At 64.1% G+C, this 25,480-nt stretch carries 37 protein-coding genes; 8 read left to right on the top strand and 29 right to left on the bottom strand.

The window, feature by feature from the left end; all coding sequences use genetic code 11:
• Positions 1 to 38 precede the first annotated feature (38 nt).
• The 5 genes from A5780_RS11565 to A5780_RS11585 all read right to left on the bottom strand — a co-directional run bounded on the left by A5780_RS11565 (position 39) and on the right by A5780_RS11585 (position 4,478).
• On the bottom strand, positions 39 to 848 hold the full coding sequence (locus A5780_RS11565) for a hypothetical protein (RefSeq protein WP_064908411.1): 810 nt from the start codon (positions 846 to 848) through the stop codon (positions 39 to 41).
• Positions 829 to 2,280: a phage portal protein gene (locus A5780_RS11570; RefSeq protein WP_064908412.1), complete on the bottom strand. Its 1,452-nt coding sequence runs from the start codon at positions 2,278 to 2,280 to the stop codon at positions 829 to 831. Before A5780_RS11570 ends, A5780_RS11565 begins: the two co-directional genes overlap by 20 nt.
• Entirely contained in the window at positions 2,277 to 3,752 is a 1,476-nt protein-coding gene (locus A5780_RS11575; RefSeq protein WP_064908413.1) for a DEAD/DEAH box helicase family protein, read from the bottom strand. The genes A5780_RS11570 and A5780_RS11575 overlap by 4 nt, the downstream gene beginning before the upstream one ends.
• Positions 3,724 to 4,023 carry a hypothetical protein gene (locus A5780_RS40820; protein WP_197521726.1) on the bottom strand — a complete coding sequence of 100 codons (300 nt, stop codon included), beginning with the start codon at positions 4,021 to 4,023 and terminating at the stop codon, positions 3,724 to 3,726. Before A5780_RS40820 ends, A5780_RS11575 begins: the two co-directional genes overlap by 29 nt.
• A 158-nt stretch (positions 4,024 to 4,181) precedes the next feature.
• Positions 4,182 to 4,478: an HNH endonuclease gene (locus A5780_RS11585; protein ID WP_064908414.1), complete on the bottom strand. Its 297-nt coding sequence runs from the start codon at positions 4,476 to 4,478 to the stop codon at positions 4,182 to 4,184.
• Positions 4,479 to 4,553: 75 nt separating this feature from the next.
• On the opposite strand from A5780_RS11585, the gene A5780_RS11590 reads away from it, so the two are divergent.
• Positions 4,554 to 4,937 (top strand): hypothetical protein, encoded by a 384-nt coding sequence (locus A5780_RS11590; protein ID WP_064908415.1) that lies wholly within the window; start codon positions 4,554 to 4,556, stop codon positions 4,935 to 4,937.
• 234 nt (positions 4,938 to 5,171) lie between these two features.
• Here the strand turns inward: A5780_RS11590 and A5780_RS40825 are convergent, their stop codons facing one another.
• The 5 genes from A5780_RS40825 to A5780_RS11610 all read right to left on the bottom strand — a co-directional run bounded on the left by A5780_RS40825 (position 5,172) and on the right by A5780_RS11610 (position 7,123).
• A complete protein-coding gene (locus A5780_RS40825) occupies positions 5,172 to 5,435 on the bottom strand; it encodes a hypothetical protein (protein WP_064908416.1) in 264 nt (87 codons plus the stop codon).
• Positions 5,432 to 5,737, bottom strand: coding sequence for a hypothetical protein (locus A5780_RS11600; RefSeq protein WP_064908417.1), 306 nt, complete (start codon positions 5,735 to 5,737; stop codon positions 5,432 to 5,434). The genes A5780_RS40825 and A5780_RS11600 overlap by 4 nt, the downstream gene beginning before the upstream one ends.
• Positions 5,734 to 5,934 (bottom strand): hypothetical protein, encoded by a 201-nt coding sequence (locus tag A5780_RS39910; RefSeq protein ID WP_156769452.1) that lies wholly within the window; start codon positions 5,932 to 5,934, stop codon positions 5,734 to 5,736. Before A5780_RS39910 ends, A5780_RS11600 begins: the two co-directional genes overlap by 4 nt.
• Positions 5,935 to 5,941: 7 nt before the next feature.
• On the bottom strand, positions 5,942 to 6,328 hold the full coding sequence (locus A5780_RS11605; protein WP_064908418.1) for a hypothetical protein: 387 nt from the start codon (positions 6,326 to 6,328) through the stop codon (positions 5,942 to 5,944).
• Between the two features lie 423 nt (positions 6,329 to 6,751).
• Entirely contained in the window at positions 6,752 to 7,123 is a 372-nt protein-coding gene (locus A5780_RS11610) for a hypothetical protein (RefSeq protein ID WP_064908419.1), read from the bottom strand.
• Positions 7,124 to 7,203: 80 nt separating this feature from the next.
• On the opposite strand from A5780_RS11610, the gene A5780_RS11615 reads away from it, so the two are divergent.
• Positions 7,204 to 7,518: a hypothetical protein gene (locus A5780_RS11615; RefSeq protein ID WP_156769453.1), complete on the top strand. Its 315-nt coding sequence runs from the start codon at positions 7,204 to 7,206 to the stop codon at positions 7,516 to 7,518.
• A 1-nt stretch (position 7,519) separates the two neighbouring features.
• Here the strand turns inward: A5780_RS11615 and A5780_RS11620 are convergent, their stop codons facing one another.
• The 12 genes from A5780_RS11620 to A5780_RS39040 form a co-directional block, all read right to left on the bottom strand.
• Positions 7,520 to 7,984: a DUF6221 family protein gene (locus A5780_RS11620; RefSeq protein ID WP_064908421.1), complete on the bottom strand. Its 465-nt coding sequence runs from the start codon at positions 7,982 to 7,984 to the stop codon at positions 7,520 to 7,522.
• On the bottom strand, positions 7,981 to 8,691 hold the full coding sequence (locus A5780_RS39915; RefSeq protein WP_156769454.1) for a hypothetical protein: 711 nt from the start codon (positions 8,689 to 8,691) through the stop codon (positions 7,981 to 7,983). The genes A5780_RS11620 and A5780_RS39915 overlap by 4 nt, the downstream gene beginning before the upstream one ends.
• On the bottom strand, positions 8,688 to 9,014 hold the full coding sequence (locus tag A5780_RS39920; RefSeq protein WP_156769455.1) for a hypothetical protein: 327 nt from the start codon (positions 9,012 to 9,014) through the stop codon (positions 8,688 to 8,690). Before A5780_RS39920 ends, A5780_RS39915 begins: the two co-directional genes overlap by 4 nt.
• 57 nt (positions 9,015 to 9,071) lie before the next feature.
• On the bottom strand, positions 9,072 to 9,461 hold the full coding sequence (locus tag A5780_RS11630; protein WP_064908423.1) for a hypothetical protein: 390 nt from the start codon (positions 9,459 to 9,461) through the stop codon (positions 9,072 to 9,074).
• 71 nt (positions 9,462 to 9,532) lie between these two features.
• Positions 9,533 to 9,988 carry a hypothetical protein gene (locus A5780_RS11635; RefSeq protein WP_064908424.1) on the bottom strand — a complete coding sequence of 152 codons (456 nt, stop codon included), beginning with the start codon at positions 9,986 to 9,988 and terminating at the stop codon, positions 9,533 to 9,535.
• 34 nt (positions 9,989 to 10,022) lie between these two features.
• Complete coding sequence (locus tag A5780_RS11640; protein ID WP_064908425.1) at positions 10,023 to 11,333, bottom strand: AAA family ATPase; 1,311 nt, start codon at positions 11,331 to 11,333, stop codon at positions 10,023 to 10,025.
• On the bottom strand, positions 11,330 to 11,566 hold the full coding sequence (locus tag A5780_RS11645) for a hypothetical protein (RefSeq protein WP_064908426.1): 237 nt from the start codon (positions 11,564 to 11,566) through the stop codon (positions 11,330 to 11,332). The genes A5780_RS11640 and A5780_RS11645 overlap by 4 nt, the downstream gene beginning before the upstream one ends.
• On the bottom strand, positions 11,563 to 12,756 hold the full coding sequence (locus A5780_RS39035) for a helix-turn-helix domain-containing protein (protein WP_197521727.1): 1,194 nt from the start codon (positions 12,754 to 12,756) through the stop codon (positions 11,563 to 11,565). The genes A5780_RS11645 and A5780_RS39035 overlap by 4 nt, the downstream gene beginning before the upstream one ends.
• The gene (locus A5780_RS40830; RefSeq protein ID WP_064908428.1) at positions 12,753 to 13,109 is read right to left on the bottom strand and encodes a hypothetical protein; all 357 of its coding nucleotides are present in this window, start codon (positions 13,107 to 13,109) and stop codon (positions 12,753 to 12,755) included. Before A5780_RS40830 ends, A5780_RS39035 begins: the two co-directional genes overlap by 4 nt.
• Before the next feature lie 55 nt (positions 13,110 to 13,164).
• Entirely contained in the window at positions 13,165 to 13,488 is a 324-nt protein-coding gene (locus tag A5780_RS11660; RefSeq protein WP_156769456.1) for a hypothetical protein, read from the bottom strand.
• Between the two features lie 144 nt (positions 13,489 to 13,632).
• The gene (locus A5780_RS11665; RefSeq protein WP_082976417.1) at positions 13,633 to 13,941 is read right to left on the bottom strand and encodes a helix-turn-helix domain-containing protein; all 309 of its coding nucleotides are present in this window, start codon (positions 13,939 to 13,941) and stop codon (positions 13,633 to 13,635) included.
• A gap of 146 nt (positions 13,942 to 14,087) precedes the next feature.
• Positions 14,088 to 14,339, bottom strand: coding sequence for a helix-turn-helix domain-containing protein (locus tag A5780_RS39040; RefSeq protein ID WP_082976418.1), 252 nt, complete (start codon positions 14,337 to 14,339; stop codon positions 14,088 to 14,090).
• 180 nt (positions 14,340 to 14,519) lie between these two features.
• Between A5780_RS39040 and A5780_RS11670 the strand changes: the two genes are divergently transcribed.
• Positions 14,520 to 15,047, top strand: a complete 528-nt coding sequence (locus A5780_RS11670; RefSeq protein WP_082976419.1) for a helix-turn-helix domain-containing protein — start codon at positions 14,520 to 14,522, stop codon at positions 15,045 to 15,047.
• Here A5780_RS11670 and xerC read toward each other — a convergent pair.
• Positions 15,041 to 16,351, bottom strand: a complete 1,311-nt coding sequence (gene xerC / locus A5780_RS11675; protein ID WP_156769457.1) for a tyrosine recombinase XerC — start codon at positions 16,349 to 16,351, stop codon at positions 15,041 to 15,043. The two genes, A5780_RS11670 and xerC, sit on opposite strands and share 7 nt — an antisense overlap.
• Positions 16,352 to 16,985: 634 nt before the next feature.
• Here xerC and A5780_RS11680 point away from each other — a divergent pair.
• Positions 16,986 to 17,285, top strand: a complete 300-nt coding sequence (locus A5780_RS11680) for a hypothetical protein (RefSeq protein ID WP_030514272.1) — start codon at positions 16,986 to 16,988, stop codon at positions 17,283 to 17,285.
• Between the two features lie 65 nt (positions 17,286 to 17,350).
• On the opposite strand, the gene A5780_RS11685 is transcribed toward A5780_RS11680, so the two are convergent.
• Together A5780_RS11685 and A5780_RS11690 are read right to left on the bottom strand one after the other, a co-directional pair.
• On the bottom strand, positions 17,351 to 18,130 hold the full coding sequence (locus tag A5780_RS11685; RefSeq protein ID WP_063011395.1) for an enoyl-CoA hydratase-related protein: 780 nt from the start codon (positions 18,128 to 18,130) through the stop codon (positions 17,351 to 17,353).
• Between the two features lie 75 nt (positions 18,131 to 18,205).
• Positions 18,206 to 18,538, bottom strand: a complete 333-nt coding sequence (locus A5780_RS11690) for a hypothetical protein (protein WP_030514270.1) — start codon at positions 18,536 to 18,538, stop codon at positions 18,206 to 18,208.
• 250 nt (positions 18,539 to 18,788) lie between these two features.
• Between A5780_RS11690 and A5780_RS11695 the strand changes: the two genes are divergently transcribed.
• The 4 genes from A5780_RS11695 to A5780_RS11710 all read left to right on the top strand — a co-directional run bounded on the left by A5780_RS11695 (position 18,789) and on the right by A5780_RS11710 (position 22,389).
• Positions 18,789 to 19,574, top strand: coding sequence for an alpha/beta fold hydrolase (locus A5780_RS11695; RefSeq protein ID WP_063011397.1), 786 nt, complete (start codon positions 18,789 to 18,791; stop codon positions 19,572 to 19,574).
• A gap of 36 nt (positions 19,575 to 19,610) precedes the next feature.
• The gene (locus tag A5780_RS11700) at positions 19,611 to 20,354 is read left to right on the top strand and encodes a crotonase/enoyl-CoA hydratase family protein (RefSeq protein ID WP_030514268.1); all 744 of its coding nucleotides are present in this window, start codon (positions 19,611 to 19,613) and stop codon (positions 20,352 to 20,354) included.
• A 150-nt stretch (positions 20,355 to 20,504) separates the two neighbouring features.
• On the top strand, positions 20,505 to 21,611 hold the full coding sequence (locus tag A5780_RS11705) for a DUF4185 domain-containing protein (protein ID WP_064908433.1): 1,107 nt from the start codon (positions 20,505 to 20,507) through the stop codon (positions 21,609 to 21,611).
• Between the two features lie 76 nt (positions 21,612 to 21,687).
• Complete coding sequence (locus tag A5780_RS11710) at positions 21,688 to 22,389, top strand: bifunctional 2-polyprenyl-6-hydroxyphenol methylase/3-demethylubiquinol 3-O-methyltransferase UbiG (RefSeq protein ID WP_064908434.1); 702 nt, start codon at positions 21,688 to 21,690, stop codon at positions 22,387 to 22,389.
• Between the two features lie 17 nt (positions 22,390 to 22,406).
• Here the strand turns inward: A5780_RS11710 and A5780_RS11715 are convergent, their stop codons facing one another.
• From A5780_RS11715 to A5780_RS11730, 4 genes are all read right to left on the bottom strand, one after another.
• Positions 22,407 to 22,853, bottom strand: a complete 447-nt coding sequence (locus A5780_RS11715) for a hypothetical protein (protein ID WP_064908435.1) — start codon at positions 22,851 to 22,853, stop codon at positions 22,407 to 22,409.
• 123 nt (positions 22,854 to 22,976) lie between these two features.
• Positions 22,977 to 23,582, bottom strand: a complete 606-nt coding sequence (locus A5780_RS11720; RefSeq protein WP_063011448.1) for an alpha/beta family hydrolase — start codon at positions 23,580 to 23,582, stop codon at positions 22,977 to 22,979.
• 21 nt (positions 23,583 to 23,603) lie between these two features.
• Positions 23,604 to 24,476 (bottom strand): formylglycine-generating enzyme family protein, encoded by an 873-nt coding sequence (locus A5780_RS11725; RefSeq protein WP_064908444.1) that lies wholly within the window; start codon positions 24,474 to 24,476, stop codon positions 23,604 to 23,606.
• Between the two features lie 63 nt (positions 24,477 to 24,539).
• Positions 24,540 to 25,478, bottom strand: coding sequence for an HAD family phosphatase (locus A5780_RS11730; protein ID WP_064908436.1), 939 nt, complete (start codon positions 25,476 to 25,478; stop codon positions 24,540 to 24,542).
• Positions 25,479 to 25,480: the final 2 nt, after the last annotated feature.

Consider the following 25,480-nt stretch of genomic DNA (forward strand, 5'->3'; position numbering starts at 1 on the left):
GTTTCGGGTATTCCCTTGCCGTTTCGGCGTTGGGGTAGTTAGTGGGTGCCGAGCGACGCGCGCATGTGCGCGAGTACGGCATTCACGTCAATGGCGCCGTGTTCGCCCTTGCCCCGCGTTTCGCGTGTGGCAGCGACGTAGGCTTCGTCCCATTTTTGGACGTGAGGCGGCGGCTGATACTCGGATCCAGGGCGTACCTCGACAGCGATGCAATGGCATCGGTCGTGATATTTGTCGCCCAACTTCTGAGTGCCGCGGGCTTTGATTCCCCCGGCGATGTTGCGACCTTGAAATCGGGTACCGCCAGCGGCCCGGATCCGGCGTTCCTGCAACGTCATTTCCTTGCCACGGCCGACAACCTTCAACGCCGCGGCCTCACTGGTGTAGACCGCGCCGCGGGAGGCCATCAGACCGCAGAAAGCGCAAGCATTCGGAGAGGCGTAGCGCGCCCACCGAGCGCCCTCCTGGTTGACGTTGTCCAGGATGGTCTGCCGCGCCCCATCGAAGACAGAGCGCTGCATCGTGCCCTTGAGCCTGTCCAAGGCGACGGTGCCGTTGCCGCCGAGAGCCCATAGCGCTGACTTGATCAGCTGCTCACGGATCGGCAGCGGACCAGGTACGGGGACATAGTCGGTAATGCTGAGCGAGTCTGCATACCAGGTGGCGGCCAGTTCTGCGGCCATCGCAGCGTACGGATCCGCCAACTCCGGGAACGCTTGGGTCACGTAGTCGGCGAACTCGCCGGTCGGCAGTTCAGAAGCCTGCTGCCACAAAGCATCCAGATCGGCGGCGGCAAGGTCATTGACCTGCGCCAAGATGTACTGGCGCTCAGCCGGCGAGACCGTCATTGGCGCTCACCTGGGATGCGTCCGGGGCGGTAGTGCTCTGCTGGTTCGGCGGCGTCAACCGCTGCATCAACTGCGACACGGTCGCGCGTCGCTTCTCAGCCATCGCCCGCCGGATCTGCTGTTCATCGAGCCCCAACAATTCAAGCCCGACCTCCGTTTCAGCGAGCCACGGAGCCGCCGACAACTGCTTGGTGCCGGCGTCGGCTTCCGCGGAGCGAGACAGATACAGGGGCGACCGCCACTTCGTGTCGACCGTCGCCCATTCCTTCGGAATCGTCTTCTCGTCGTGCGCGATTGCCAGCGCGCGCGTCATCGCGCGACGCATCGCCGGTGCCCAATCGTCGGTCGCGCCTTCGGCTTCTGCGATCAGGTCTTCCCGAGATGCGACGTAGGAGTCCGCCGACGTCGGGTTGGTCATGTCAGACACACCCAGCGACGACAACGGGATCGAAGTCTCTCCCGAAAACAGTTGGGCCTGCTGCTTCAACGTGTCCAAGTGCGGTTGAGGCGACGCGGCCTGGAACTGCCGGATGTCGGCGCGTGCCAACGACTCCGGAGCTTCCTCGTCGTCAGGGATGCCCTTGATCCGGCCCAGGCGTGCGACCCATTCCGATTTCGGCGTGCCGTCAGGGTTCTTGAAGACCGACTCGTCGGCGCCGAGGAGAATCAGTTCCGGGATGGAAAAGACGTCTGATTGGCCTTCCAGTCGCACGACGGTCCTCAGTGCGGCATCGTGCAGCGACATCACTGTCCGCGAGATGCGCGAGTAACCGAATGCGCGGCCGGCTCGCGGTTTGTAGACCAGCGGCTCAGCAGGGACACCCCACGGGTGCTCTTGCCGATCGACAGCCCACTTCGCGCCATCCCGCACCGCGGTAAGCGTCACGCCGTCCAGGTACAGAGCGAGCCCCTTCGGGTTGCCCTGCTCGTCCCGGTCGGTAACCGACAGAAGATTGTCCAATCGGCGTGTGCGTGAATTCCACTCGCCAGTAGCCGACAATGCATCTTTGACATGGATTAGCGACTTCGGCTCGCCGACCGTCGTGTCACCTTCGGTATTCACCAAAAAAGACACACCATGAATCAGCGACGAAATCACCGCCGAAGACGACTCGGCCGCAAAGAAATTGTCGTCCCACACTTGACGCAAGCCAAGCTGGTCGATATCGCCATCCGGCCAAACAAATCCGTCAAGATTGCATCGGCGGGCCAGCATATCAACGGCCTTCGCCGACCAGCCGAGAACAATTCCCAGATTGTTGTACTGCGGCGGAATTACGGTACTGACTTGCCGGGCCTGTCGCTTTCCGTCGTAATACAACGAACGGAGCAGATTCCGGGTCATCCGTTGATTCAGCTGCTTCAACAGCCGATTCAGGGTGGCGTTCTCGTCATCGCTCAGGTCCGGAAGAGTAAGAGTAGTGTCTATCACCTAGACGTACCCCTCCTAGTAGTTCTGGACCGTCCGCTGGTGACGGGCCTCGTATTCGAAATGCCACCGAAGAGGGCCAAAGTCATTGACACAATCGGGGCGATGTTCACTGTTTCGTCTTTGCGGTCCCAGCCCCAGCCGCCAGCGACGCCAATTGCTCGTTTACGGCCGCCTGCAAGAGCGTCATTCACTGCTTGCTGGTCGGCATGCGACAAGTTCTTGCCATTCGTCTTATCGACGAACATTCCGCATGCCTTCGCCATATCGCCAGCGGTTGTCTGAATAACCTTCATTCGCCGCATGCGCATAGTCGGCACAAACGACGACGCCGGCGACTGCGCATCAACGATGACCGGAATTCGATACCGGGCGTTCGCGAACAGCCACTCCATCGCGGCATCCGGATCAACGCCCGCCCACACTTCTTCGCAATGCGCGGATTCTCCGTTGACCCAGCACGCAGAGATCGAGATCTCGCGTTCGTGGGACATGTCCACAGCCAGAGCGTTAGGTCGGACATCGTTGTCAGGGCCGACATCGACCAGATCCGCCCAGTCGCTCGCTTTCACAACTGCGACGTGGCGAACGACCTCGTCCCAGATGCCCAAAGCCTCACGGCGCCAGGAGTCGTCGTCGGTCAGCTTCTTCCGAAGCCGCCGCATCGCCTTGTCCGAAGTACGGTGCGGGAACGAAGGATTCGCTTTCCGCCACTGATCCCGATCCATGAGGTCAGCACCGCGATCGGCGCTGGTCTCGATGTAGATCAAACCTTCGGCGTCGCCCTCCAGCGCCTCCTGTCGCAGCAGCGTGAAGACTTCACCCGGATCCTTCGGGCGCGGTGGCGTCCCCATCATGAAGGTCAGGGGATTCTTGGCCACGTTCTGCGAAGCGGCCATGTCCTCCATCGTCGCCGCGGTCATGATCTGCGCCTCGTCGAACACCAGCACATCGACGTCGGAGAAACCACGACCGAAGCCCGACTCTCGCGCTCCGAACAAGATGCGAGATCCGTTGTTGAAGAGGATCTTTTCGTCACCCTTGCCTCGCAAGACTTGACGAATGTGCGGAGCGACAGTGGGGCGCTGAGCCATACCGTCGAACTGCGCGAAAGTCTCTGCCGCAGTGGCCTTCCGGTGCGCCGTCCAGATCACCGTCAGTCCGGGCTCAAGCAGGCACAGCCCATAAATCAGACACGCGATGAGGTAGGTCTTGCCAACCTGACGCGGAATGCTGATGACGACGGTGTCCGCGGCGTACATGCCGTCGATCGACTTCGCCAGAATCAACTGGCCGGCGCCGTCTTGCCAACCGTCGAAGTACCAGCCCAGTCTTCGGCATGTGTCCCGGACCTTGGGCCAACTCGTTGTGGCGCTGCTCTCCGGATACACGAGGTAGCGGGCAACCTCAGAAAGCTTCCGATCCTTCGGAGCAACGGTCTTGCGCCTAGATGGCGCCGGGATCGAAGACCTCATCAGGAGAATCCACGACGACCGACTGGTCCTCGTCCTGCGCTAACTCGATGAGTTCGATTTCCTTACCGATCTCAAGTTGTCTGCGAGATAGCGCAGCGAGATCCCGCGCGGGTGTCTGAGGGTCGTCGAGTGCCCGCGCGAGCCGACGACGCATCGCCCGCAGCTCATCGAGCCGCGAACCTTCCTCGGCAGCCTCCAGGATCGACCCAGGAACCGACAAAATAGGCCCTGAGCTGGACTTTTCGGCGCTTCTGAATACCTTTGGGGGCATCGGCAGCACCTCCTAGCGCTGTGGAAAAAAATGGAATGGGGGGTATCCGCCTATGCCGTGAGGGGCGGCGGCGTCCCGTTTGAGGGGTGCTCCCCCCAGGGGTGGCGGTATGGAATTCGGACATTTCGACGGTAGCGGAATGGTAACTGAAGGCTGCTTCAGGTCCATTTGCGGTGTGTGATGAATGTCCGTGGGCCTTCGACGTTTTTGAGTTCGTCGGGGGTCTTGTTGCTCTTGTCCCGGTTGCATTTGCGGTGCGCGGGCTGCTTGTTCTCGATGGTGTCGGGTCCGCCCTTGCTGAGGGGGATGATGTGGTCGACCGAGAACGACCGAGGGTCGGTGTGGTGCGCCTTGTAGTCGATGTCTTCACCGCATATGGCGCATGGTGGCTTGGTGCGCCTGATGGTGGCGCGGTGTTGGTCTCGCGTGGTGGTGTTGCGCTGCACACGAGCCATGTGTGGTACCTCTTGGTTCAGCGGGCTGACTGCATATCCCTGCTCGCGTTAGGTCTTCGCATACCGGTTGGTCCGATGGAGCAGGAGGCAGTACCCGCGATGGTGATCACTGGAGCGTTTCTCGCTGACTACGCCGAGGTCCGTGGCGAGAAGCTGTATTGCGAGGGCGGCGCGTGGTCGGACGTATCTAGGCCATGGCCTGACGCCTACCTGGCTCTGCTTCTCGATACTGGCCCAGATGATGTCGGCCGCACCTATCAGTTGGTGATTGGTGTGACTGGCCCGGATGGTGAGCAGCGGGACTATGCGAGCGGGATGATGCCGATCCGGCAGCGGGCGATGGTGGCTACCATGCCGTTTCCGATTCCGCCCGATTTGGGTGCTGGCCGCTATGGGTTCCAGTGTCGGCTGATTGGTCAGGATCGTGCGCCTGCGGTGTTCGGGTTGCACGTGTACTGACGGCGTCTATCCGATGCGTGGCACCGGGATTGATCCGGGCATGACGGCTTCGAGTGGCACTGTGGTTGTGGTGCTGGCGTTGTGTCCGCAGGGTTCGATGTAGTTGCCTCGTCGGCATCTGCAGTTCTTTGCGTCGTGCCAGGCTTCGGCTGGCTGCCCGCATTCCGCGCAGACGAGGTGTGGGTTTGGGAACGGCGACGCGGTATGGGTCACTGCTGATTTGCGTCTGGCCATTTAGAACACGATCACGTCGATGGGGTTGGGCACCTTGATTGGGCGGCGAAAGAGCGCGCGCAGGCGCTGAAAGATGTTGCGGCGGTGCTGCTGCTCTGTTTTGGGCATGTCCTGTTCGCGGATTGCGGGGCACTGTGCGCATGTGAAGGTGCGGAAGGTGCGGCGGTACGTGATGCGGGGTGTGTATGGGCCTTGCTGGATCTTGGTGATGGTGCGGCCTTCGACCCACTGGTGCGCGTCGTCGGCGCAGTATGCGGGGGTCATTCCCAGACTGCCGAGTTCGCAGTGCTCCGGATCCGGGCGATGATCTCGTGGCTTTCTTCAGCGCACTGGAGCATTGGGCCGGTCGTGAGTCGGAGGAGTGATCCACCGCCGTCGACGGGGTCGATTGCGACGATGTGGTGTGCGTTGACGTCTACGCTGCCTTTGTCGCTGGTGTAGGTGAGGGTGATGAAGAGGGGGCGACTAGTCATCTGCGGCTCCGTATCCGCCGAGGATGGCGAGGAGGAAGTCCATTCCGCCTTGGTAGAGGACTTGCCCATCGTCATCGGGTTAGTGATTTTCACTGCGATTCCTCGTCGGCGTCGATGCGTTCGACGGTGATTCGCTCGCGGATGATGCCGTTGTCTTCGGTGCGGGTGTGTGCGACTTCGCGATGAGGGACGCCGTTGTGCCACCAGGTGCTTTGGTCGCCGTCCTTGGTCACGCGGAGCAGCACTGCTTTGGCCCAGGCGCGGAATGGGTCTTCTGCTGCTCGGGTCATTCGCCGGTCACCTCAGTCCGTTCGGATTGAAGGTGTACGTGTCGCCGGTTGCCGGCTCGCACATTTGGGCGTTCAGGCGGCTGAGCGTCCGCCGACGCTGGCGGCGTTCGACAGCCTGTGCGATGGCCTTGGGGTCGTAGCCGTCGACCTTGACTCCGAACCCTTCGGCCTTGACCGTGTTGTCGTTGGAGGCGGGTTCGGGGTCTCCGGGCAGTTCGACGCTGTTGGCGAAGGCGAGGACGCCGCGTGCGCCTGTTGCCGCTTTGAGGTTGTCTTGCTGCGCCTCGATGCTCGCGTCATCGTCTGGGGTGACGTTGTCGAGGATGAGGCAGAACGGGGTTGTGGAGAAGGTTCCGACCGTTTCGGCGGGGAGTTCGAGAATGCGTAGGCGCATGGATTGGCTCCGGTTTGGCTCGGGTTGTGGCTCAACGTTTGTCGGCCTTTGGTGTCGGAGGGCCGGGACTCCGGGTCCGAGCGATGAAATTTGCACCTTCATGCCGGACGGTCGGGATTGGCCGGAGCCACTTGCCATCCCGAAGTTTTGTTAATTCGGTCACACTCTCCGAATTTGGCCATTTTGGACCGGAAATGCACGAGCAGACCGCGCCCGATACGCACTCTCAACGCTCGGGTATTTCCAATGGCTCGCGGTCTGCTCGTGCTGAGAGGGGATCGCCACGCAAGGACAACAGGCGGTCAACCCTCGGCAAAAACCCCGGTTTAGCTGGGGTTATGGATTGTGTTCGCGTTCGCCGATTTTGGGCGTTCGCGAGGTGCTGGCCGATTTTGGGTAGCGTCGGCCAAAGGCTCGGTATTATTATACCGGGAACGTCAAGTCGGGTTGGCGTTCAGGCGGCTTTCGATGCCTGGATTCGGCTTCGAGGACGTCTGACACGAGCACTTTTGGCCGTCCCTTTTCGCCGTGGTTCTCGATGAGGCCCTTGTTGACCCATGCCCGGATCGTGCCGGCGGGAATGCCGATGGACCGCTCGACATCCACCGGGGAGAGTCTGGCGTCCATGAGGGCCGCTGCGGCTTCGGCGGGCAGCTCGATGGGTGCTGCCCAATGCTGGCCGCGCTGGCGGGCGATTTCGTCTATCTCGGCGCATCGTTGGGGCGCGATGGCTTTGAGGGCGTTCCGATAGAGGCGTGCGGTGTCGCGGGCGTCGTCGAGGGCGCTGCGGCGCATTCTGGGTCTCCCTGTGTCGGGTTGGCTAACGGCGGTGTGCTGGCGGGCGATTACCGGTCGTGAAATCGTTCATCCGTCGCGTGGTCGCGTTCGTGAAGGCCCATCCCAAGGGATGCACTTGGGCCGGCCTGATCTTCGGCGTGTTCGGGCTCATCTCGGAGATCCAGAATCTGATTGCTCCGGATCCGACGCGACCGGACGACAACCCGGTTACCGGTTTTTTCATCGCCTTCCTGATCATCGGCGGATGCTCGTTCCTGCTGATTCGCTGGCGGTTACGTGAGCAGGCGGCGAAGAACGCGGAAATCGCGGCTCGTGCGGACGCGCAGCACCAGGCGTTCCTTGCGGGTGACGATTTCGGCGTCTTCGGCACCCGCGAGACTCCGCCGCTATAGGTCAGATCTTCCACCGCCGATCGAAGTCGGGATGGTCGGACCAGATCGAGGCTATTGCCTCGCATGCGATCTCGGCGTCGGTGCCCCACGTCACCTCGGAATTGTTGGCGATTCCGAGCAGTGTGTCGATTGATTCCAGTGCAGCACGAATCGCGGCGCACTGCCGCAAGACGCGCGCCGGATCGTGGCGGGCGATGTGCTCGGCCTCGTCCGCGTCCACCGAGGGCAGTATGCCTTCGCGGTCGCATGTGACGTAGGCGTAGTCGTATCCGACATGCCCTGTCCCATAGCTGTATTCGCGTGTGGAGTCGGGCCGGTAGACCTCACCGTTGGCTGCCTGCGGCACATAGGGGGTACGGCCGGGCCTGTTCTCGTTGTCGTATGCCCAACGGTCACCGCCAGCGGTCTTGGCGATCGCCTCGTCCTCGTCCAACCGGGCGTTGATGAATGCGGTGACGGTGATCATGCCGCGGCCTCCATGTTGGTGAGTGCGTCGAATTCGTCTGCGGCCCAGGCGTGGCCGCAGTGCGCGCATGAGATTAGGTTTTCGTAAGGGTTCGACGTGAGTGTGCGGCGCCCGCAGTCCTGGCAGGGTTCCCGCAACCATGTCACTGCTCCAGTTCGGCCGAGCAGTCGGTTGGCCGCCCGGTGGAGGCGTTCGAGCCGCATCAGTGCGTCAGCACCGTCGAGGGGGGTTCTGGTCCACTGCACGTGTCCGTTATCGCCTACGGAAGGGATTCCGACTGATTGTGCCGGGAGGTCAGCCAACGTCCCGAGGTGGCGGGTCAATGCGGTCACGTGGCGGGCGACGCGTGCTTGGGCGTTGCCCGGCATGGCGTCTTTGACGTGTGGGGCGACGCGCCAGGCCCAGCGTCCCACTTCCTGGTCGATGACGGTGGCCAGGTCGAGAGCTTCAAGGCGCACCGGCACCTTGTGCCGATCCGGTGTTTGGTTGACGCGGGGCGACGAGTCCAGTCGACTGAACACGTTGCCGGCGGCCCGGTTCAGGGCGATCCAGTCATCGGCCAGTTGTTGGATGGCGGCGAAGGCGTGGCGTTCGCAGGGCGGGCACAGTCCGGCGCGTTCGATGATGGCGCCGACCTTCTCGCCGTCGTCGGTGCGGGTGGCTTGTCGGCAGTGGTGACCGTTTCGGCATTCGTGGGGGTGGCTCATTGGTTCTCCTTGATATTCCCACTGTTGGGGGTGGTATCCCCATCTGTGGGCGTGATGTAGCCGAGGGCGCGAAATATGCGTTTGACCAGGGCTTCGAATGCGTTGATGTGTCGCACCCAGCCGTTCAGCTTGCGGTGGAAGTCGTCGTGGAGGGCGACGTTGACGACGTAGCATCCGCACTCTGCGCAGACCTTCCCGCCGGGCTGGGGCGGTGTGCTCCCAGGGGCGGGAGTCGGGTTGTCCTCTGGGGAAGGCGATTCGGGGGTGGCGGGTTTGGGCCTTGTCCGGCGAGTGATCCGGAGCGTGCTCGCGGTCTTGGTCATGGTGGGCTCCTCGGACCCGATGGGGTGATTCGGAATCACGCCATCGGGTGTGGGCGGTTAGGCGGCGTGTTGGGTGATGCCGAGTCCGGCGGTGATGCCGCGGAGAATCTGCGCGGCTTCGGCAAAAGACACGGGCTCGCCGGTCGTCCAGGCGCCGTGGTTGATCCGGAAGCGGCTCGGTTCGGGTTCGTACACAGTGAAGTGCGTGCCGTGGCGACCGTTGATGACTTCGGCTTCGTGGCGGAGCTTCCAGAGCGCCGGCGTGTAGTCGTCGATCATGGGCGGGGGTTCGTGCTGTGCGGCGGCGATCGTGGCAGCGAGACGCACGGCGGCCCAGTCGGGTTCGGGTATGTCGCCGTGGTCTGAGGTGGTCTCGGTCTGCTGGCTGCGGGGCGGCTGGTAGTCGGCAAGGGCGGCGTCGGTCAGAGCCTGCCAGTGGATGGTCATGTTTCCTCCTGGTTTTTGTTGGGGCGGTTCGTGAAGGGGGTCCGGGTGGCGGACCCCCTTCACGTGGGCGGTTACGCGTTCTTGGGGATTCCGGGTCGACCGTGGCGGGTGAGGATCGCGTTCGTGAGTTCCCAGCGGTTCTCGTCCACCCATCGGCGAAGTTCCTCGACTGCGGTTTCATGGTCGGGCGCGTCGAAGACGGTTTCGGGCTGCCGGATTCCGGCGTGCGTTTCGAATTCCGGGGTATAGGGGTGGGCCGCCCACACATCGAGAATCTGGCTGGCATGCTCCGGCGAGTGCCAGGGCCGCAGGTGGTGGCAGTAGTCGACGATTTCACCGGGCATGATGCGGCGCGCACGCGGTTTGGCGTAGTGAGCGCGGACGGCGTCGAGGGCGTCTTCGGGGAAGATTCCGCGGCCGTCGAAGATGCTGGCCCACGCGTCAACGGTGGCGTCGCTGTACGTGACGCGTGGGTCGATGAGTGCGGCCTTTTCGAGGACGGCGCGGGCGGTTTCGGTGGCGGTCAATGGATCTCCTAAGGCTTGTGCGGAGAGGGCCGGGTTATGCGGGCCGGATTCGCGGAAGCTGCTGGTAGTAGTCAGGATCGGCGGGAGTCCACGGCAGGGTTTGCCCGTGCTGGAGCCGGGTCGGCCATGCGCGTTCCTCGCGCGAGCCGCGCCACGACACGACGTCCACGAGCTTGGCGCGCGCCTCGCCAGGGTCGAGTTTCGAGCGACGCAGCCCGAAACCGAACTCGCTCCAGCGACGGAACAGCGACGACCCAGAAGGGCGCATTTGCCGGTCGCCGTTGGTGTCGGTGGCGTTGCCTGCGTGCGCTTCGGTCAGCAGCGCGAAGCCGTGCTTCTCGCGCAGAAGGTCCAACTGCCACACCAGTTCTCGGGCCGCTATCTCGTCGTTGATGTTGGCGTGGTGGAGCTTGTACAACGGTCCGAGCACCAGCAGATCCGGCGCGGTCACCGAGATCGCGTGATCGAGCCATGCGACCTCCCGCGCGTTAAGCATGTCGATGCCGGCGGGGCGCATCTCGATGAACATTTGCTCGGACCACTCGGTTGGCGGTAGGCCGTGGTTGTAGCGAGCCGCGTCGACCAGGCCAGTCATCCACTTGAATCGCCGTCGGGACTGCGCCGGTGAGTTCTCGCAATCGACGACCAGTACCCGGATTCCGTGCCCGCCACCGCCGAGGGGTTCGCCGGTGAACGGATGCATCCCAGCAGCCATGCAGCACGCCAACTGCGAGCACAGGACCGTCTTTCCCCCACCCTCCGCTCCAGTAAGGACGATGCGTTCCATGCGTTCGAGCAGTCCGGGGATGATCCACGACCGGATGTCCTCGATGTCGAGGAAGTCGCCCAAGCCCATCGGCGGGGGTGTGTCAATAGCTGCAGTGCGTTGTTCGGCTTCGTCGCAGGCGCGGCGCACCTTGGCGATCGCAGCCGCGATGTCGGCAGGGTCGGTGCCGGTGTTCCACGCGGATTCCATAGCCTGTGCCAGCCAGATACCGGTTTGGGACAAGCTGCGAGCGGTTGCGAGATCACGCACCCGCTCGGCCAGCAGCGGCACCGATTCCGCGACGGCTGCGATCTGCTGGCACTCCAGCAGCAGCAAAGGGCTGATCCGCGCTGGCACCAGGCCCCGCGACTGGGCTTCGACCAGAACGGTTTCCGGGGTAACGGGTCGGTCGTTCGTCAGCAGGCCGCGGATCACCGTCGCGATGTGGCGATGGGACGGCACGTACCAATCGTCCGCGCCGATAGTTGCGAACTGGTCGTAGACCTGGCCGGAGCCCATCAAGACTGCGCCAAGGATCGCCTTCTCGGCGGTTCCGTCGTAGCGGACTTCGTCGTTCATTCCTGCCATTGCGGGCTGTTTCCTCCGGTGCGGATGAGCTTCGTGACGTGACCGGGCATGATCCAGTCGGTTGATGCGCTGTAGTGCTGGTGGACGGCGTCGAGGGCGTCGTCGTAGCTCCAGCCCGCACGCCATGCGGCTTGGGTCCAGGCGTCGATCAAGGAGTCAGCTGGTTTGCGACCGTCGTAGGTGGCGGCGGTCTGGAGTACGGAAATCACTTCGTCGTGGGTCATGCGACGCTCCAATCGGCGGGCTCAAGTTCGATGTCGGGCCCAGGGTCCGGGGGGTGTTGTTCGATCGCAGTGGGGTTGTTACTGAGCGCATTTCGGGGGCTGGGACGCGAGGTGACGGGGCGCTGTTTCTTCTGCTCCCAGTCGAGGACGTTGGCGTCCTTCTTGGGCAGCGCGGCCTGGGGCGGGTTCACCCACTGGAGCCAGTGCCGGTCATCCAGCCACTTCGTGAAGCCGGGCGTGTATTGGTCGGTGTGGACGCCGGGCTTGCTGGCGTAGTTGCTGACCGCGCGGTGGATAACGGCGTCAGGGTCAATGCCGGGGAAACGTTTCCCGACTTCCTTGATCGCCTCGTCGTACGCGCGACGAGCGTTCCCGCTGCCACCCTTCCGCGGGTAGATGTCGTATGAGCCTTCGAACGTGTTGGCTGCCACGACCGGGCGGGCGATGGTGTCGTTGACGCCTAGCGGCTTCGTGGGAACGAGTTCGAGGCTGGCTCGACTCGCTGTGTCCCGCTGTGGGTTCGAAGGCTCTGAGCAGTTATCGGTTTCGCTGTCTGCTACCGGCGCGAGAAGCGGCGATTGCCGCGCCGCTCGCGCGCGTTTCACTTCTTCAAAAGATTCACTTCTGGAACCTTCACTTCTATGTTGCTCTCTGGGAGAGCAGGGTTCGGGCGTACCTTGCTCTCTGGGAGAGCAGGGTTCCGAAAACCCTGCTTCCTGAGAGCGCAGGGTTTCGGGGGCAACGGCATCCGAACCCTGCTCTCCAGCGACGCAGGGTTGCCCGTTGTCGTCCAGCAGGATTGGCGCCGAGAGGCAGGCGATCTCCTCCGCGGAGAAGGGCGCGTTGGCCGCCTGGAGGTGCCATACCTCACCCGTCGGCTTCGCGTTTCCGAGACGGCGGTAGCTGTACTGCCGGACAAGCCAGCCGCGCTTCTCAAGCTCATCCACGGCCGCGCTTACGGTGTTGCGGGACAAGCCAGTCTCTTTCGCGAGTGCCGCGATCGAGACCCGCCACTTCTTCGGATCTTCTGCCCAGACGAAGTACGCAATCGCCTTCGCCCTGAATGACAACTCTTCGTCGCGCCTGATGGCCATAGGTGTGGCCGCATAAAGTTTGGTTCCGTCTGGATTCATGCCCATCTGTCCATGCCGCTCGATCGGATGACGGTTCGCCGGTCGGCGATTACTCACGCCGCCTCCTGTGCGTCGTCGCGGAAGCGGTAGACGGTGCTGAAGTGCCGTACGACGCATTCGGCGTCGGCGATTTCTCGACCCTGCTGGAGTAGGACAAATGCCCGCTTCACGCGGTGATCGTTTTCCGAATACGGGGTCCCCGCCGGCCGCTGTTTCAGCGACAAAGTCGTGTAGGCGCGGCGATCGTCGAGAGGAATAACGACCGAACCGGCATGTCCGGAACGAATTACCGTGTGATCCTCGTCATTCGTGGCTATTGGAATCGCCTCCTCGGCGATATACTCGAATCCGTACCGGGATCCGGTAGAAAACCCCGGTTTTGCACGCGGTGGCACGCGTGCGATGCGCATTCGGGTCCGGGCGTTTAAGGGACGCCCGGACCCGAACAAGCGCAATAGAGCAACCTCAGGGGCGGACGTAGATGTCCAGCAGGGTTTCGCCGGTCGGCGGATGGAACTCCAACTCATCCATCAGAACGCCGATCGCGCGGTCCAGATCCTCGGCCGACGTGCCCTTCAGCATCTCAACGGTCAAAGCCTTATCGGCGCCGATCTTCGCGTGACTAACCAAGTCGCCGCTATCGCCGTCGTCGAATTCGTTCTTCACGGACTCTTCGGCGATGTAAGTAACGGTGATGCCGTGTTCGGCGATGCAATAGACGCTAGCGCCGCCCATTCCGCAATCGGCGGCAAGAATGCGGAAATGACTGAGCTGACCGACACTGGTCATTGTGGCTCCTATTTGGTGTGTTTGAACGCCCAATATCCCGGTGCAAGGAATGGGCGAGAGAATCCCTGGGCGCGGACAACAAAGCCCGCGCAATTAGGGCGAGAGATCCCGCAGAAGCGGGCGAATGAATAGCGAGAGCAGCCCTCAGGCGGCGTCGGCAGTTCCCCAGGCAGGAAGCTGGCGGAGATAGAGGTCGAGCGATTCCCGCGAATACAGCACTTTGGCGCCGATCTTGCGGGCGGCGATCCGCTCGGCGCGCAGCAGTTCGTACAGCGTGGTCCGTGACAGACCGGAGTAGGCCATTGCGGACCGAGTGTCGAGATACTGGGGGCGACGGTCGACTCGGTCGCCGTCGAAGAACTCGCTGATCGCTGCGCGCACGGCGCGGTCGACCTCCAAGCGCACAACTTCGGCGGTGTGCGCGGGTGGTTCGACAGTGTTATGGTTTGACATGGACCTGTCCTTGTGAGGGGTCTTTTTCCGCGGATGCCGTAGGGGCGGTTCTTGGCAGGGCTTGCCCTCGGCGTTCCGTGTTGGGTGTTCGCGCGTTAACGAACTGGTGTTCGAGCATAAGATTATCGGCGACGTCAAACCCGCCTTTAAGCTGCATGAACGCGCGTAATTTCCGCAGGGGTGAAGTCGGTGGTGATTGCCGCGAGAGGCACCCCCAGCAAGTTTGCAATCCGCAGCGCTGTGCGAGGCGTACACGCCCGCCGGCCAGCCTCGATGTTGGTCATGTGCGACCCGGACAATCCGAGCGCTTCCGCGAAACCGATCTGCGTCCAACCGTAGGCTTCCCGCAGAGCGCGGATGGTCTGGCCGGTTCGGATCGGGTCTGATCTCGTGTTCATGGTGAAAGAATATGAAAGTTCAGGAAGCTAGTCAAGCCCGATTGTGCAGATACCGGAAGATAGTGTGATGCTTTTACATGGCGGTACACGCCCTGAAGTGCAGCGATACCAGTTTGTGTGATTCGCGACATGATGCACAAAATTTCGCGCCAGCACGCCATCTGAGGCACCATAGGAAGCATGAGCGACGATCCCGCTGCTAGAGACTGGCAAGCCCTCGGAGCGGCAATCGTAAGTCGACGTGTCGAGCTGGGGATGAACACCCGAGACGAGCTTGCCCAACGCATTGACCTCAGCTATCGAGCCCTCACCGACCTAGAGAACGGCAAGCGCGCCTTCTCCATGAACACCCTCGCCAAGGTCGAACAAGCGTTGGAGTGGGCACCCGGAACCAGTGTGAACATTCTGGAAGGCAAGTCGGAACCTGAGAGCACGCCTGAGGGCGACCTAATCACTATCCAGCCTCAGATCATTCCGATTCCGCAGGTTGTGGCTCTCATGGAAGCCGCGACGCGAGCACGAACCGCCGCGGATGCTGTACGGCGCGAGTCCAAGAAGTCTCTTGCCACCGTGCAACTGATCTCCGCTGCGCAAGAACTGGAGGAGGCGGCCGTCGAGGTCGTGCGGTCATGGTTCGGCGGCCGAGACAAGTTGAGGGATATGGCGGCAGCCATGAACTCCTTCATCGCCTCCGAAGATCGTCAGTGATTCGATCCCGGAATCCGCAGCGCCGCCGGCACAATCACCTCAGGCATCAGCAGCGCCGACATCTCGCCCAACCCCTGACGGGCACGCTCTAGATTGACCTTCCTGTAGACGCGGTTGGCCTTCACCGTGCTCTGACCAAGGATCCGCATACGGTCATCCTCAGGGATCTCCAGCAGGTTGTTCGCCGTGTGCCGCCCACCGTGACCAGGAATGATCAAATCCACCTTGGCGTCTCGCTGTGCCTGCTCCCAGACGTCCGAGTCGTCAGACGGCTGAATCGGCGTCTTGTTCTTCGAAACCCAAACCAGCCCATACGGATTGGGTTCGCGGTTCTGTAGGTAGACCTGCAAGATTGCGGCCAGCTCTGGCGCCATAGGGATCAGATAGCTGGCCTTGGTCTTCGGGCGCACCAGTGCCGCACCGAAGTAGAGCGGGCGTACCTCGTACCCCTTCGGGGCGTCGTAGCGGTCGATGTCGTCGGAGTACTTCATTCCCTCACGCAGGGGCAGCCATTGCAGCTGCCAGCTCTTGTCGATGGTCAGGTTCTCGAAGTCGATGCGGTCTTCTTCGAGCCCCAGCAGTTCGCCTTGCCGCATGGCGGTCAAGTAGCGGGCAGCGATCAGCGACACGTACGGGTTCTTGCGTTTGATCGCCGTCGTGATGACCTGCCGCGCCTGTTCCGCAGTGTGGTGGGGGATTTCCTTGCTGGACGCCGAAGGGCGATCGACAAGGCGGGCGACGTTCTCACGCACCAGCGGAGGACGTTCCTTAAGGGCATCATCGAGGCCATCGCGGATGCGGTCGTAAGCGACCTGCGCAGTACGCGACGACCACTTCGGGACCTCTTGGACCTCGCCCTCGACTTCCTTCTCCACTGTCGTAGTCCGAACGTAGTTGAGCAGGTGCCGAATGTGGGCGGGCTTCAGTTTCGCGAGGGGGACGTGACCGATCGCCGGAATGATCTGCTGGCGGATCGTCGACTTGTAGGTGCGGTGCACGCGCGGCGCCAGATCAGGCTTCTTGATCTCGTCGACCCATTTGAGCATCCAAACCTCAACTGTCGTACCGAGTTTCAGTTGTTCGAGCCCCTTGGCGATGTCTACCTTCAGTTGTTCGAGCTTGTCTTGCGCGTCGTTCTTGTCTCGGCTCGATACCTGCGATCGGTAGCGGGCGGGATCCAGCTCGTTGGGTATCTCGACGCGACCGATCCACATACCGTCCCTGCGCTGGAACAGCGAGCCCGTGCCCTTGGTTCGCCGGCGTTTCTTGCCTGGGGTGCGAAAGGTCTCGCGCTTATCTGCCAACGGTTCAATCCTGACCTGAAGCGGAGGGTTAGCTAGTCCGAAATTGGTTCTTCCGTACCATTTCTTGATTTACTGTACCCTATTACTATACCCTATGGTGAGTGTTCACCCGTGTTCGCAAAAGCGGACATGTACCTATTGAGCAGGGATTACGTAGAGATGACCAGGCGCGATTTCGCCGAGTCTTCAGCTTCCCAAGCTGAGAGTGCGGGTTCGATTCCCGTCACCGGCTCTCTTTCTCTCTCCCCGCGATACCGTCCTTCGGCTGCGCGATACCGCCTGCGGGCTCACGAACGAAATCCTTTGTCGCCCATAAACATCGGTCACCGGCGAACAACCGGCGGCCGATGTCCCTCGTCCGGGGTCGTCAGCTGACGCCGAGGTTGATACCGAACGCCAACTCGATCCACCGCACGGCGGCGGTGAACGCCGGGTACCACCCACCGCGGAGACCGAAACGAAGGCTCGTAACGGGTCGATTCCGGCGGCGAGGTTAGGCGGGGCGAATCGTGGCTACCCCTCCGGAGGTGCCGGGTGCCGTGGACGACTGCCGGCCGGGTTGATCGGCCGGTCCACGGCACGTGACTGTCGCACCGACCGTGACCTGTGACGACGGCGGAAGGAAACCGGACAGATGCTCATGCTCACGCCCACTGCCATTGAGGCCGTTCGCACCATCACCTCCGCGGACGGAATGCCCGACGATGCCGGATTGCGCATCTCCTCGAACGACGGCGCCGAGACGCTGCAACTCGCAGTAGCCGCGGGGCCGTCGGAGCAGGACCAGGTGCTCAACGCGGAAGGCCCGCGCGTCTTCCTCGACGAGCAGGTCGTCGACTTCCTCGACGACAAGATCCTCGACACCGGGCTGGGCCCGGACGGGCAGGGCACCTTCGTGCTCGCCCAGCAGGACCCGAACACCGCAGGGCGCTAGGCCGACGCCGATTCGGCTTCCGCGGCCGAATCGGCGCCCTCCCCCGCCCGACTGCCGGAACCGAGCTAGTCCGGCCAGATCGGCGTGCGCTTGTTCAGAAAGGCATCCATACCCTCGCGGGCGCCCGGCAGCTGGGATGCGGCGGCCATGACCTCGAGCGCGATCGCGTAGGCGTCGTCCTCCGGGCGGTCCAGCTGGGCGTACAGCGTGCGCTTGCCCAGCGCCTTACTGGCCCGGCTGCCCCGGGTCGCCCTGGTGAGCAGCTCGGCGACCGCCCGGTCGAGATCGGCGTCGGGGACGGCTCGGTTGATCAGCCCCCAGTCGGCGGCGGTGTGGGCATCGATCGGGTCGCCGGTGAGGGCGAGTTCCATCAGGCGTTTGCGGCCGATCGCCCTCGCCACGGGAACGGCCGGAGTGTGGCAGAACCAGCCGCCCTTGCCGCCCGGGAGGGCGAAGCCGGCCGATTCGGCGGCGACGGCCAGATCGCAGGAGGCGACCAGCTGGCATCCGGCTGCCGTGGCGAGGCCGTGAACGCGCGCGACAACGACCTGGGGCACGGATTCGATGGTCGACATGACCTCGGTGCACAAGGTCAGCAGATCGCGCACGCCGAGCAGGTCACGGGCGGCGACATCGGCGAAATCGTGCCCGGCGGAGAAGACGGGACCGTTCGCGGCCAGAACGATCCCGCTCGCATCGCTGCCGCCGGCCCAGCGAAACGCGGACAGCAGCTCCCCGAGATGATCGGCCGAAAGCGCATTGCGCCGGTCCGGCCTGTTCATGGTGATCCGAACGGTCTCACCGTTGCGCTCGACGAGCAGGTGCTGGTACTCCGCTGTAGCCATATCCCCACGGTAGATCGGTCCGGCCGCGGTGGGGGCCTGCGAACCGGTCGAGCGCCCGGTGAGCGTGCCGTGGATCTACTGCGGGGCCGCGACGCAGGTCGTGGCGATCTTCTGGGTCGCCGCACGCGCCTTGTCGGAGTCCTCCTTGCTCAGGCCACCCATCGAGCCGTCGGTCACCTGGGCATTGCTGCCGGGCTTGGTCATCTTGCGCAGGCCGTCCTGCGAAATGCCTTCGTCCACATAGAGTTTGGCGGCGCAATCGGCGAGTTTCGCATCCTTGAGGCCGCTGGACTGCAGAGATTTCGACAGGTCGGCCTGGGTGATGGTCGGCTCCGAATCCTTGTCGGAACCGCACGCACCCAGAAGCGGCAGGGCGATGCAGACGGCGGCGATCAGCGAAATCCTCAACTGTTCCTCAATTCTCAGGCGTATCAGCTATGGCGCGTTCCGGTGGAACCGGACACGAACCGCGCAGGTGATACTGCCGCATCAGGCGGCCGGACAACAGTCCGAGTCCTGCGAACACGGAGCGTTCACAACGGCGCCGCTCACCGATCCTTCGGCCGCGGTTACGGCGACCTCTGTTGGCGTAACGCCAATGATTGCTAGGGTGTCCCCGTTCCTCGTCGGCGTCCGATCTCGGTGCGGGAGTTTCGAAATGATGTTGAACCATCACCGGGTCGGCACCGGTGAACCGCTGGTCCTGATCCACGGCGTCGGAAGTCGCTGGCAGGTGTGGGAACCGGTCATCGACACGCTGGCGGCCCACTTCGACGTGATCGCGGTCGACCTTCCCGGTTTCGGCGGGTCCGACCCGCTACCGCACACCACGGTGGACACCCTCACCGACGCTCTGCACGCGTTCCTCACCGAACAGGGCCTGGAACGACCCCACCTCGCCGGCAATTCGATGGGCGGTCTGATCGCGCTGAACCTCGGCGCGCGCGGTGTGGCGAGTTCGGTGACCGCGTATTCACCGATCGGGTTCTGGTCCGATGCCGGGCGCATCTGGTGTCAGCAGGCGCTGGGCCGCGCGGCCACCCTGGGCCGGGGACTGCGCACACAACTGCCCGCCATCCTCGGCACACCGGCCGGGCGGACCGCCTTCCTGAGCATCGTCTTCGGCCGGCCGTGGGCGCTGGACACCCGGACCGCGGTCGAGACCGTGGACGGCGTTCTCGATGCCCCCGGATTCCGTTCGGCCCTGGCCTCTTTCGACCAGGCGCGGCTGCGCGACGGCGGCCGCCTGGCTCGCATCCCGGTCACGATCGCCTGGGGCAACCGCGACATCCTGCTCACCTATCGGACCCAGAGCCGGCGGGCGCGGCAATGGCTTCCCCAGGCCCGGCACATCACCCTGGCGGGCAGCGGCCACACCCCGTTCTACGACGACCCGGCCGGTTGCGCGAAGATAATCCTCGAGCAGGTGCCTACCGGCGGGTAACCGCGGGGGCCGACCCCGATCAGCACGGAGTGAGCGATGAGCGACGTATCCCTGACCTTCGACGGTGATCGTGCCTACGTCGAACTCGACCGGCCCGACAAACACAACGGGCTCACCATCGACATGTTGAACGATCTCGTCCGGGTGGCGCGGGTGATCGGAAAGCGCGACGAGATTCGCGCCGTGATCCTCGCCGGCAACGGGCCCAGTTTCTCCAGTGGCCTCGATATCGCGAAGGCAACCGGCGACCCGTTGAGTATCGTGCGCAATTTCCTGCCCCTGCCGTGGCTGGGCACGAATGCTTTTCAGGAGGCGTGCTGGGCGTGGCGGCGGCTGCCGCAGCCGGTGATCGCGGCGGTGCACGGCCATTGTTTCGGCGGCGGACTGCAATTGGCCCTGGCCGCCGATTTCCGTTTCGCCACACCGGATTCCGATTTCGCCGTGATGGAAGTCGCGCACGGCCTCGTTCCGGATATGTCGGGCGCGGTCACGCTGTCGCGCCTGATCGGCGCGGACAAGGCCCTCCTGCTGACCATGACCGCCGATCCCGTCGACGCCGCCTATGCCGCACGAATCGGACTGATCACCGAGGTGAGCGAGGATCCGCGCGCCGAAGCCGAGAAATTGGCCGATCGCATCGCGGCCCGCCCGGCACCCGCCGTCGCCGCCGCCAAACAATTGTTCGAGCGCACCTGGCACGCGGGCACCCGCCGCACTCTGGGAATCGAACGGGCGACGCAGATACCACTCCTGGTCCGGCAAGCGCTCGGCCGTCGGTAGATTCGACAAAGGGACACACCGCCGACCCGGGAGTTACCCGAAAACGCGAGAAGGAAACCCATTTACCCGCGATTCGCTGTTAGCATTTTCACACTTTGCCAGCGAAGCCGGTGAACGGGGGCGCATCGGCGAGAACGGGAAGGGCTGCATTTGTCCAAGACCGTATCCGTCCTGCTGTCCGCGATAGCGGGCGCCTCGGCCGTCCTTCTGACCGTGACCGCGCCGGCGGCCGCCAACCCGAATGCCATCAATCCGATTCCGGTTCTCAACGGCACCACCGGATTACCGAATCTGGTCGGGCGTTCGCGAGCGATATTCCAGGTCACCGGAATGGCCAGCCCGAACGCCACCGAGAACTACAACGTCCTCGGCACCGACCTGGGAATCATGTGGGACAACGGCCGCGGCGAGATGCTCACCGCCTTCGGCGATACCGCCGGCGTGGGGCTGCCGAATCTGCTGGCCGGCAGTTTTTGGGCGTGGCGCAGCAATATCCTGGTGCGCAGTCACACCCAGGATCCTTCGGACGGCATCTATTTCGACAGCGCCGTGCGCGACGTGTTCGGCCAGGCGCGGGATCTGATCCCCAGTCCCAAGATTCCGTTCATCGAGATCAGCCGCATCCCGACCGCGGGAATCTCGGTGAACGGCGTGCAGTACATGAGCCTGATGTCGGTGAAGAGCTGGGACGACGTCGGCCAGTGGACCACCAACTTCTCGGGTCTGGCCGCCTCCGCCGACAACGGGGAAACATGGGCCGACCTCGATTTCACCCGCCGGCCCGACGAGGGCGGCAATGCCAACTTCCAGATGAACGCCTTCGTGAAGAGCGGCGGCTGGGTGTACGAATACGGCACGCCGTCGGGCCGCAATCACTTCGCCTACGTCGCGCGCGTGCGGGAGAACGACATCCAGAATCTCGCCGAATACGAGTACTGGGACGGCGGGGCGTGGCGTAAGAACGATGTGAACGCCGCCCGCCCGATCACCGGCGGGGTCGGCGAGATGTCGGTGATGTGGAACGACTACCTCGGGCAATTCGTCATGCTGACCACCGATCCGTGGAATTCGGTGGTGATGCGCCGGGCGTCTTCCCCGGAGGGGCCGTGGAGTCCGCCGGAGGTGCTGATCGATACACGTGAATTGCCCACCGCCTACGCCCCCTCGATCTTCCCGTACCAGACCGGGCGCGATCTGTATTTCCTCACCACGGTGCACAGTCAGTACAACGTCGTTCTCATGCGCACGACGCTGTAGGTCGCCTCGGATACCCGGCGCCCGGCCCCCGTTTCACTCGGCCGGGCGTCGCGCTGTAGCTGGCTAGACTCGCCCCATGGACGCCGCCGAGTGGGACGAGCGCTACGCGCAGAGCGAGTTGGTGTGGGGTGCACCGCCGAACGCGACGGTGGTGGAACACATCTTCGGTTTGGAGCGGCACATTCGGCTGGTGCCCGATGTGCCCGGTGAAGCGCCACCCGAACTGCCGCGTGCCCTGGACCTGGCGTGCGGGGAGGGACGGCACGCGCTCTGGCTGGCCACGCACGGCTGGCAGGTGCGAGCGGTCGACTTCTCCCAGGTGGGCATCGACAAGGGCCGCACGGTCGCCTCGCGGATGTCACGTTCGGTGCGCAGCAGGATCGATTGGGAATGCGCGGACGTCACCGATCTGGCCGGTGCGGGGATCGACGGCCCGTTCGAACTGATTCTCGCCGTCTACATTCATCTGCCCGCCGACCAGCGGCGCAGCCTGTTGCTCGCGGCGGCCGAGCGGCTGAGCCCGGGCGGCACCCTCCTCGTCCTCGGCCACGACACCACCAATATCGCCGACGGTTACGGCGGGCCGCAGGATCCGGCGATCCTGTTCACTCCCTACGACGTGGTGGCGGATCTCGCTGCGGCAAAACATATTCGGATCGACACGGCGCAGCGGGTGCTGCGCGAGACCGAGGGACGCGACGCCATCGACGCCCTCGTGGTGGCCACCGCGATCGTGCCCGATCTGGAAGAGCAAGCGACGGCCACCCCGGACGCGTGATCCGGGGTGGCGACGCCTCACAGTCCGGCGCTGCCGGTGGGTAGCGGCGCCGGTCCGTGGGACTGTGCGGGCGGATCCGTCCGATCGTCACCGAATCGGTCGCGGCCGAATCGGTCGCGGCCGAATCGGTCACGGCCGAATCGGTCCCGGCCGAACCGGTCGTAACCGAAGCGGTCGTAACCGAGCGAGTCGTATCCGGACCGGTCGAAGCCCGAGCGGTCACGGCCGAACCGGTCGTATCCGGACCGGTCGAAGCCCGAGCGGTCGCGCCCGAATCGGTCGACACCCTGGGCGTTGAACCCGTCGGAGCCGAAGCCGTCGGCGCTGCACGGCGGGGCGGCGCCACACGGAACGCTCGCCTGCGCGGCACCCGCTCCGGCGACGGCGATACCGGCCGCTGCGAGGACAGCCAGTGCGACACCGGCCGCGGGACGACGAGCGGCGCGAATCGGGCCTGCGATCATGGATCTGTCTCCTCTCGAAATCCCGACCACAGCCGAAATTACCTCCGCAACGGCGGCCCGGCATCGGGGTATTCCCGGAGATGGAACCTGAGATTCGATGATCCACAGGCCTTTCCGCACCGATCAATCCATGTCCGCCCAGCGTCGCAGCCACGGCTCCACCGTCCCGGCGATGAGATCGAAGCCACTGCGAAACGAATGGGCCTGGCCCGGAATCACTTTCACCTCGGCCGCATCGGCGGAGTCCGGAATTCCGAAGGGATCGCGTTCACCGTTGATCACCACCACATCGGTGTGCGCGGACGCCGCCAGCAGCTCCTCTCGCCGCGTCTTCTCCGGCTTACCTGGCGGGTGCAGCGGAAACGACAGCGCCAGTATGCCTTTGGCGTCGGCTTCGACGGCGGTCCGGCAGGCGACCCGGGCGCCGTTGCTGCGCCCGCCCTGGATCAGCGGTATCCCGGGCGCCTGCTCGCGCAGGGCCGAGACGATCTCCAACCACGCCGCATCCTGCACCGTCGCCGAACCGGGTGCCCGCCGACCGGCGACCCGGTACGGCTGAATCACCCGCGCGACCACCCCGCCCAGCGCCACCGCGCGATCGCGGACCGCCAGCAGATCCCCGGCCTCCACCCCGCCGCCGGAACCGTGGGTGAGCAGCAGCAGAAACCGGTCGCCGGCCTCCCGGTCGATCTCCACCTCGGCGTCCCCCGCAGCTGTCTCGATGCGCACGGTGTCCACGGTAATCCCCGCTCAGCGGGGGCCTGCCACGCACCGGAAGCCGATATGACTCATCCCGGTGTCGACCATCTGCGGGCGACGCGCGGCGGGCCGGTACCGGCGGCAGTAGCTGTCGGCGCAGAGAAACGAACCGCCCTTGATCACCTTGCGCGGCACCCGGAACTGCGGCTGACGCGGGTCGAAACTCCGCTCCTGATCCCCACCGCGCGGATTACGCGGGACGCAGCATCCGCCGCCGCCCGGATGGCGCTCGGCGTACCAGTCGCCGGTCCATTCCCACACGTTGCCGGCCATATCGGACAGGCCGTAGTCGTTGGGCGGATAGGAACCGACGGCAGTCGTGTGTCCGTAACCGCGGTCGGGACGCCACGGGAAGTCGCCGTGCCAGTAGTTCGCGAGGCGCCGGTCTCCGGATTCTCCCTCCTCGCCCCAGGTGAATTCGGCACCCTCCACCCCGCCGCGGGCCGCGGCCTCCCACTGCGCCTCGGTCGGCAGCGCCCGGCCCATCCATGTCGCGTAGGCGGCGGCGTCCTCGTACGCGATATGCACTACCGGATGATCGGGCCGGTCGGCGATCGACGACCCGGGCCCCTCGGGATGCCGCCACGAGGCGCCGGGCGTCCAGCGCCACCACAGGTTCAGATGCCGCAGGTCGACCGGGCCGGCCGTCCGGGTGAACACCATCGAGCCGGGTTGCAGATTCTCGACCGGTGCTCCCGGAAAGTCGGCGGAATCGAGCGGGCGCTCGGCGACGGTGCGGTACCCGGTGTCGGCGACGAACCGTTCGTACTGGCTGTTGGTGACCTGCCGAGTTTCGATGGCGAAGGCATCCACGGCCACTCGATGGGCGGGCCGTTCCTCCGGATAGTGGCGGTCCGAACCCATCGTGAAGGTCTGTGCGGGTATCTGCCGCACGTCGGTGGCGATCGAAATATTCACGGGCCGTTCCTACGAATCGGGTGTGAAGATCTGCGCCCAGTCATTCTTCATGCTGACCACCGTCCAGTCGTTGCGACGCGCGTGCTCGAGCGCATTCTCGGCGCCGGCGACGTAGTCGAATTCCCGGTCCGCGTCGTCGTGCAGGATCAGCATGCGCAACGACGGCGCGCCCGCGAGTTCGGAGAACGACAGCATGGGCAGATCGCCGTTGGAATTGCCGACCGACAGGATGGGACGGCGGCCGATCCGGCTCCAGATTCGGACCGGTTTCTCCGGCCCGTCGTCGAAGAAATCCATCGCGGATTTGTAGAGCAGGTCGCTGCGGCCTTCCCGTTCCCGATAGGTCAACCCGAGCGCACTGCCGATCACCCGCTCCGGCGGCACCCCGTAGAGATCCCCCGCGACCGGGCGCATGAAATCCCGATCACCACCTGAGGCGATGTAGGTGGTGAATTCGCTGTCGCGCAGATACCACAGCAGCTCGACCATCGGAGCGAAACCGCAGCCGTGATACGGGCGGCCGAGGGTCGGGTGGTCGGCATGGGAGAAGAATGCCGCCACCCGCGCGTCGTAATCCTCGACGCTGATCTCACCGAACGCGCGAGTTACCGCGCCCATCAACAACTTCAGATCGGTGTCGTCACCGTGGTAGTGCTTGACCATCGCCGCGCCGAGCCACTGCAGGTCCTGCTCGTAGGCCGCGCGCCACGGCTGTTGCGTGCGCAATCGCGGTTCCTGCTCGGCCATTTCGGCCAGTCGCCGGATGGTGAAGTCGAGCTGAATCGGCATCGGCTTCTCACACCACAGGGTGCCGTCGTTGTCGAATACCGCTATCCGCGCGGACGGTTCGACATAGTCGGGCCCGCCCCGATCGGTGACGCGAGCGACGAAATCGACGATGGCAGAAATGGTTTCACCGTCGTTCCATGATTCCAGCGACACCGCCATGG

This window comes from Nocardia sp. 852002-20019_SCH5090214 (assembly GCF_001665865.1).
In the GTDB taxonomy this organism is placed as follows: domain Bacteria; phylum Actinomycetota; class Actinomycetes; order Mycobacteriales; family Mycobacteriaceae; genus Nocardia; species Nocardia nova.

Bases quoted from the DNA above. Each gene is read 5' to 3' on its own strand.
- A5780_RS11565 (WP_064908411.1), bottom strand. From the start codon at position 848: ATGACGGTCTCGCCGGCTGAGCGCCAGTACATCTTGGCGCAGGTCAAT.
- A5780_RS11575 (WP_064908413.1), bottom strand. From the start codon at position 3,752: ATGAGGTCTTCGATCCCGGCGCCATCTAGGCGCAAGACCGTTGCTCCG.
- A5780_RS40820 (WP_197521726.1), bottom strand. From the start codon at position 4,023: ATGCCCCCAAAGGTATTCAGAAGCGCCGAAAAGTCCAGCTCAGGGCCT.
- A5780_RS11585 (WP_064908414.1), bottom strand. From the start codon at position 4,478: ATGGCTCGTGTGCAGCGCAACACCACCACGCGAGACCAACACCGCGCC.
- A5780_RS11590 (WP_064908415.1), top strand. From the start codon at position 4,554: ATGGAGCAGGAGGCAGTACCCGCGATGGTGATCACTGGAGCGTTTCTC.
- A5780_RS40825 (WP_064908416.1), bottom strand. From the start codon at position 5,435: ATGACCCCCGCATACTGCGCCGACGACGCGCACCAGTGGGTCGAAGGC.
- A5780_RS39910 (WP_156769452.1), bottom strand. From the start codon at position 5,934: ATGACCCGAGCAGCAGAAGACCCATTCCGCGCCTGGGCCAAAGCAGTG.
- A5780_RS11605 (WP_064908418.1), bottom strand. From the start codon at position 6,328: ATGCGCCTACGCATTCTCGAACTCCCCGCCGAAACGGTCGGAACCTTC.
- A5780_RS11610 (WP_064908419.1), bottom strand. From the start codon at position 7,123: ATGCGCCGCAGCGCCCTCGACGACGCCCGCGACACCGCACGCCTCTAT.
- A5780_RS11620 (WP_064908421.1), bottom strand. From the start codon at position 7,984: ATGATCACCGTCACCGCATTCATCAACGCCCGGTTGGACGAGGACGAG.
- A5780_RS39915 (WP_156769454.1), bottom strand. From the start codon at position 8,691: ATGAGCCACCCCCACGAATGCCGAAACGGTCACCACTGCCGACAAGCC.
- A5780_RS39920 (WP_156769455.1), bottom strand. From the start codon at position 9,014: ATGACCAAGACCGCGAGCACGCTCCGGATCACTCGCCGGACAAGGCCC.
- A5780_RS11630 (WP_064908423.1), bottom strand. From the start codon at position 9,461: ATGACCATCCACTGGCAGGCTCTGACCGACGCCGCCCTTGCCGACTAC.
- A5780_RS11640 (WP_064908425.1), bottom strand. From the start codon at position 11,333: ATGAACGACGAAGTCCGCTACGACGGAACCGCCGAGAAGGCGATCCTT.
- A5780_RS11645 (WP_064908426.1), bottom strand. From the start codon at position 11,566: ATGACCCACGACGAAGTGATTTCCGTACTCCAGACCGCCGCCACCTAC.
- A5780_RS40830 (WP_064908428.1), bottom strand. From the start codon at position 13,109: ATGCGCATCGCACGCGTGCCACCGCGTGCAAAACCGGGGTTTTCTACC.
- A5780_RS11660 (WP_156769456.1), bottom strand. From the start codon at position 13,488: ATGACCAGTGTCGGTCAGCTCAGTCATTTCCGCATTCTTGCCGCCGAT.
- A5780_RS11665 (WP_082976417.1), bottom strand. From the start codon at position 13,941: ATGTCAAACCATAACACTGTCGAACCACCCGCGCACACCGCCGAAGTT.
- A5780_RS39040 (WP_082976418.1), bottom strand. From the start codon at position 14,339: ATGAACACGAGATCAGACCCGATCCGAACCGGCCAGACCATCCGCGCT.
- A5780_RS11670 (WP_082976419.1), top strand. From the start codon at position 14,520: ATGAGCGACGATCCCGCTGCTAGAGACTGGCAAGCCCTCGGAGCGGCA.
- A5780_RS11680 (WP_030514272.1), top strand. From the start codon at position 16,986: ATGCTCATGCTCACGCCCACTGCCATTGAGGCCGTTCGCACCATCACC.
- A5780_RS11685 (WP_063011395.1), bottom strand. From the start codon at position 18,130: ATGGCTACAGCGGAGTACCAGCACCTGCTCGTCGAGCGCAACGGTGAG.
- A5780_RS11695 (WP_063011397.1), top strand. From the start codon at position 18,789: ATGATGTTGAACCATCACCGGGTCGGCACCGGTGAACCGCTGGTCCTG.
- A5780_RS11700 (WP_030514268.1), top strand. From the start codon at position 19,611: ATGAGCGACGTATCCCTGACCTTCGACGGTGATCGTGCCTACGTCGAA.
- A5780_RS11710 (WP_064908434.1), top strand. From the start codon at position 21,688: ATGGACGCCGCCGAGTGGGACGAGCGCTACGCGCAGAGCGAGTTGGTG.
- A5780_RS11715 (WP_064908435.1), bottom strand. From the start codon at position 22,853: ATGATCGCAGGCCCGATTCGCGCCGCTCGTCGTCCCGCGGCCGGTGTC.
- A5780_RS11725 (WP_064908444.1), bottom strand. From the start codon at position 24,476: ATGGGTTCGGACCGCCACTATCCGGAGGAACGGCCCGCCCATCGAGTG.
- A5780_RS11730 (WP_064908436.1), bottom strand. From the start codon at position 25,478: ATGGCGGTGTCGCTGGAATCATGGAACGACGGTGAAACCATTTCTGCC.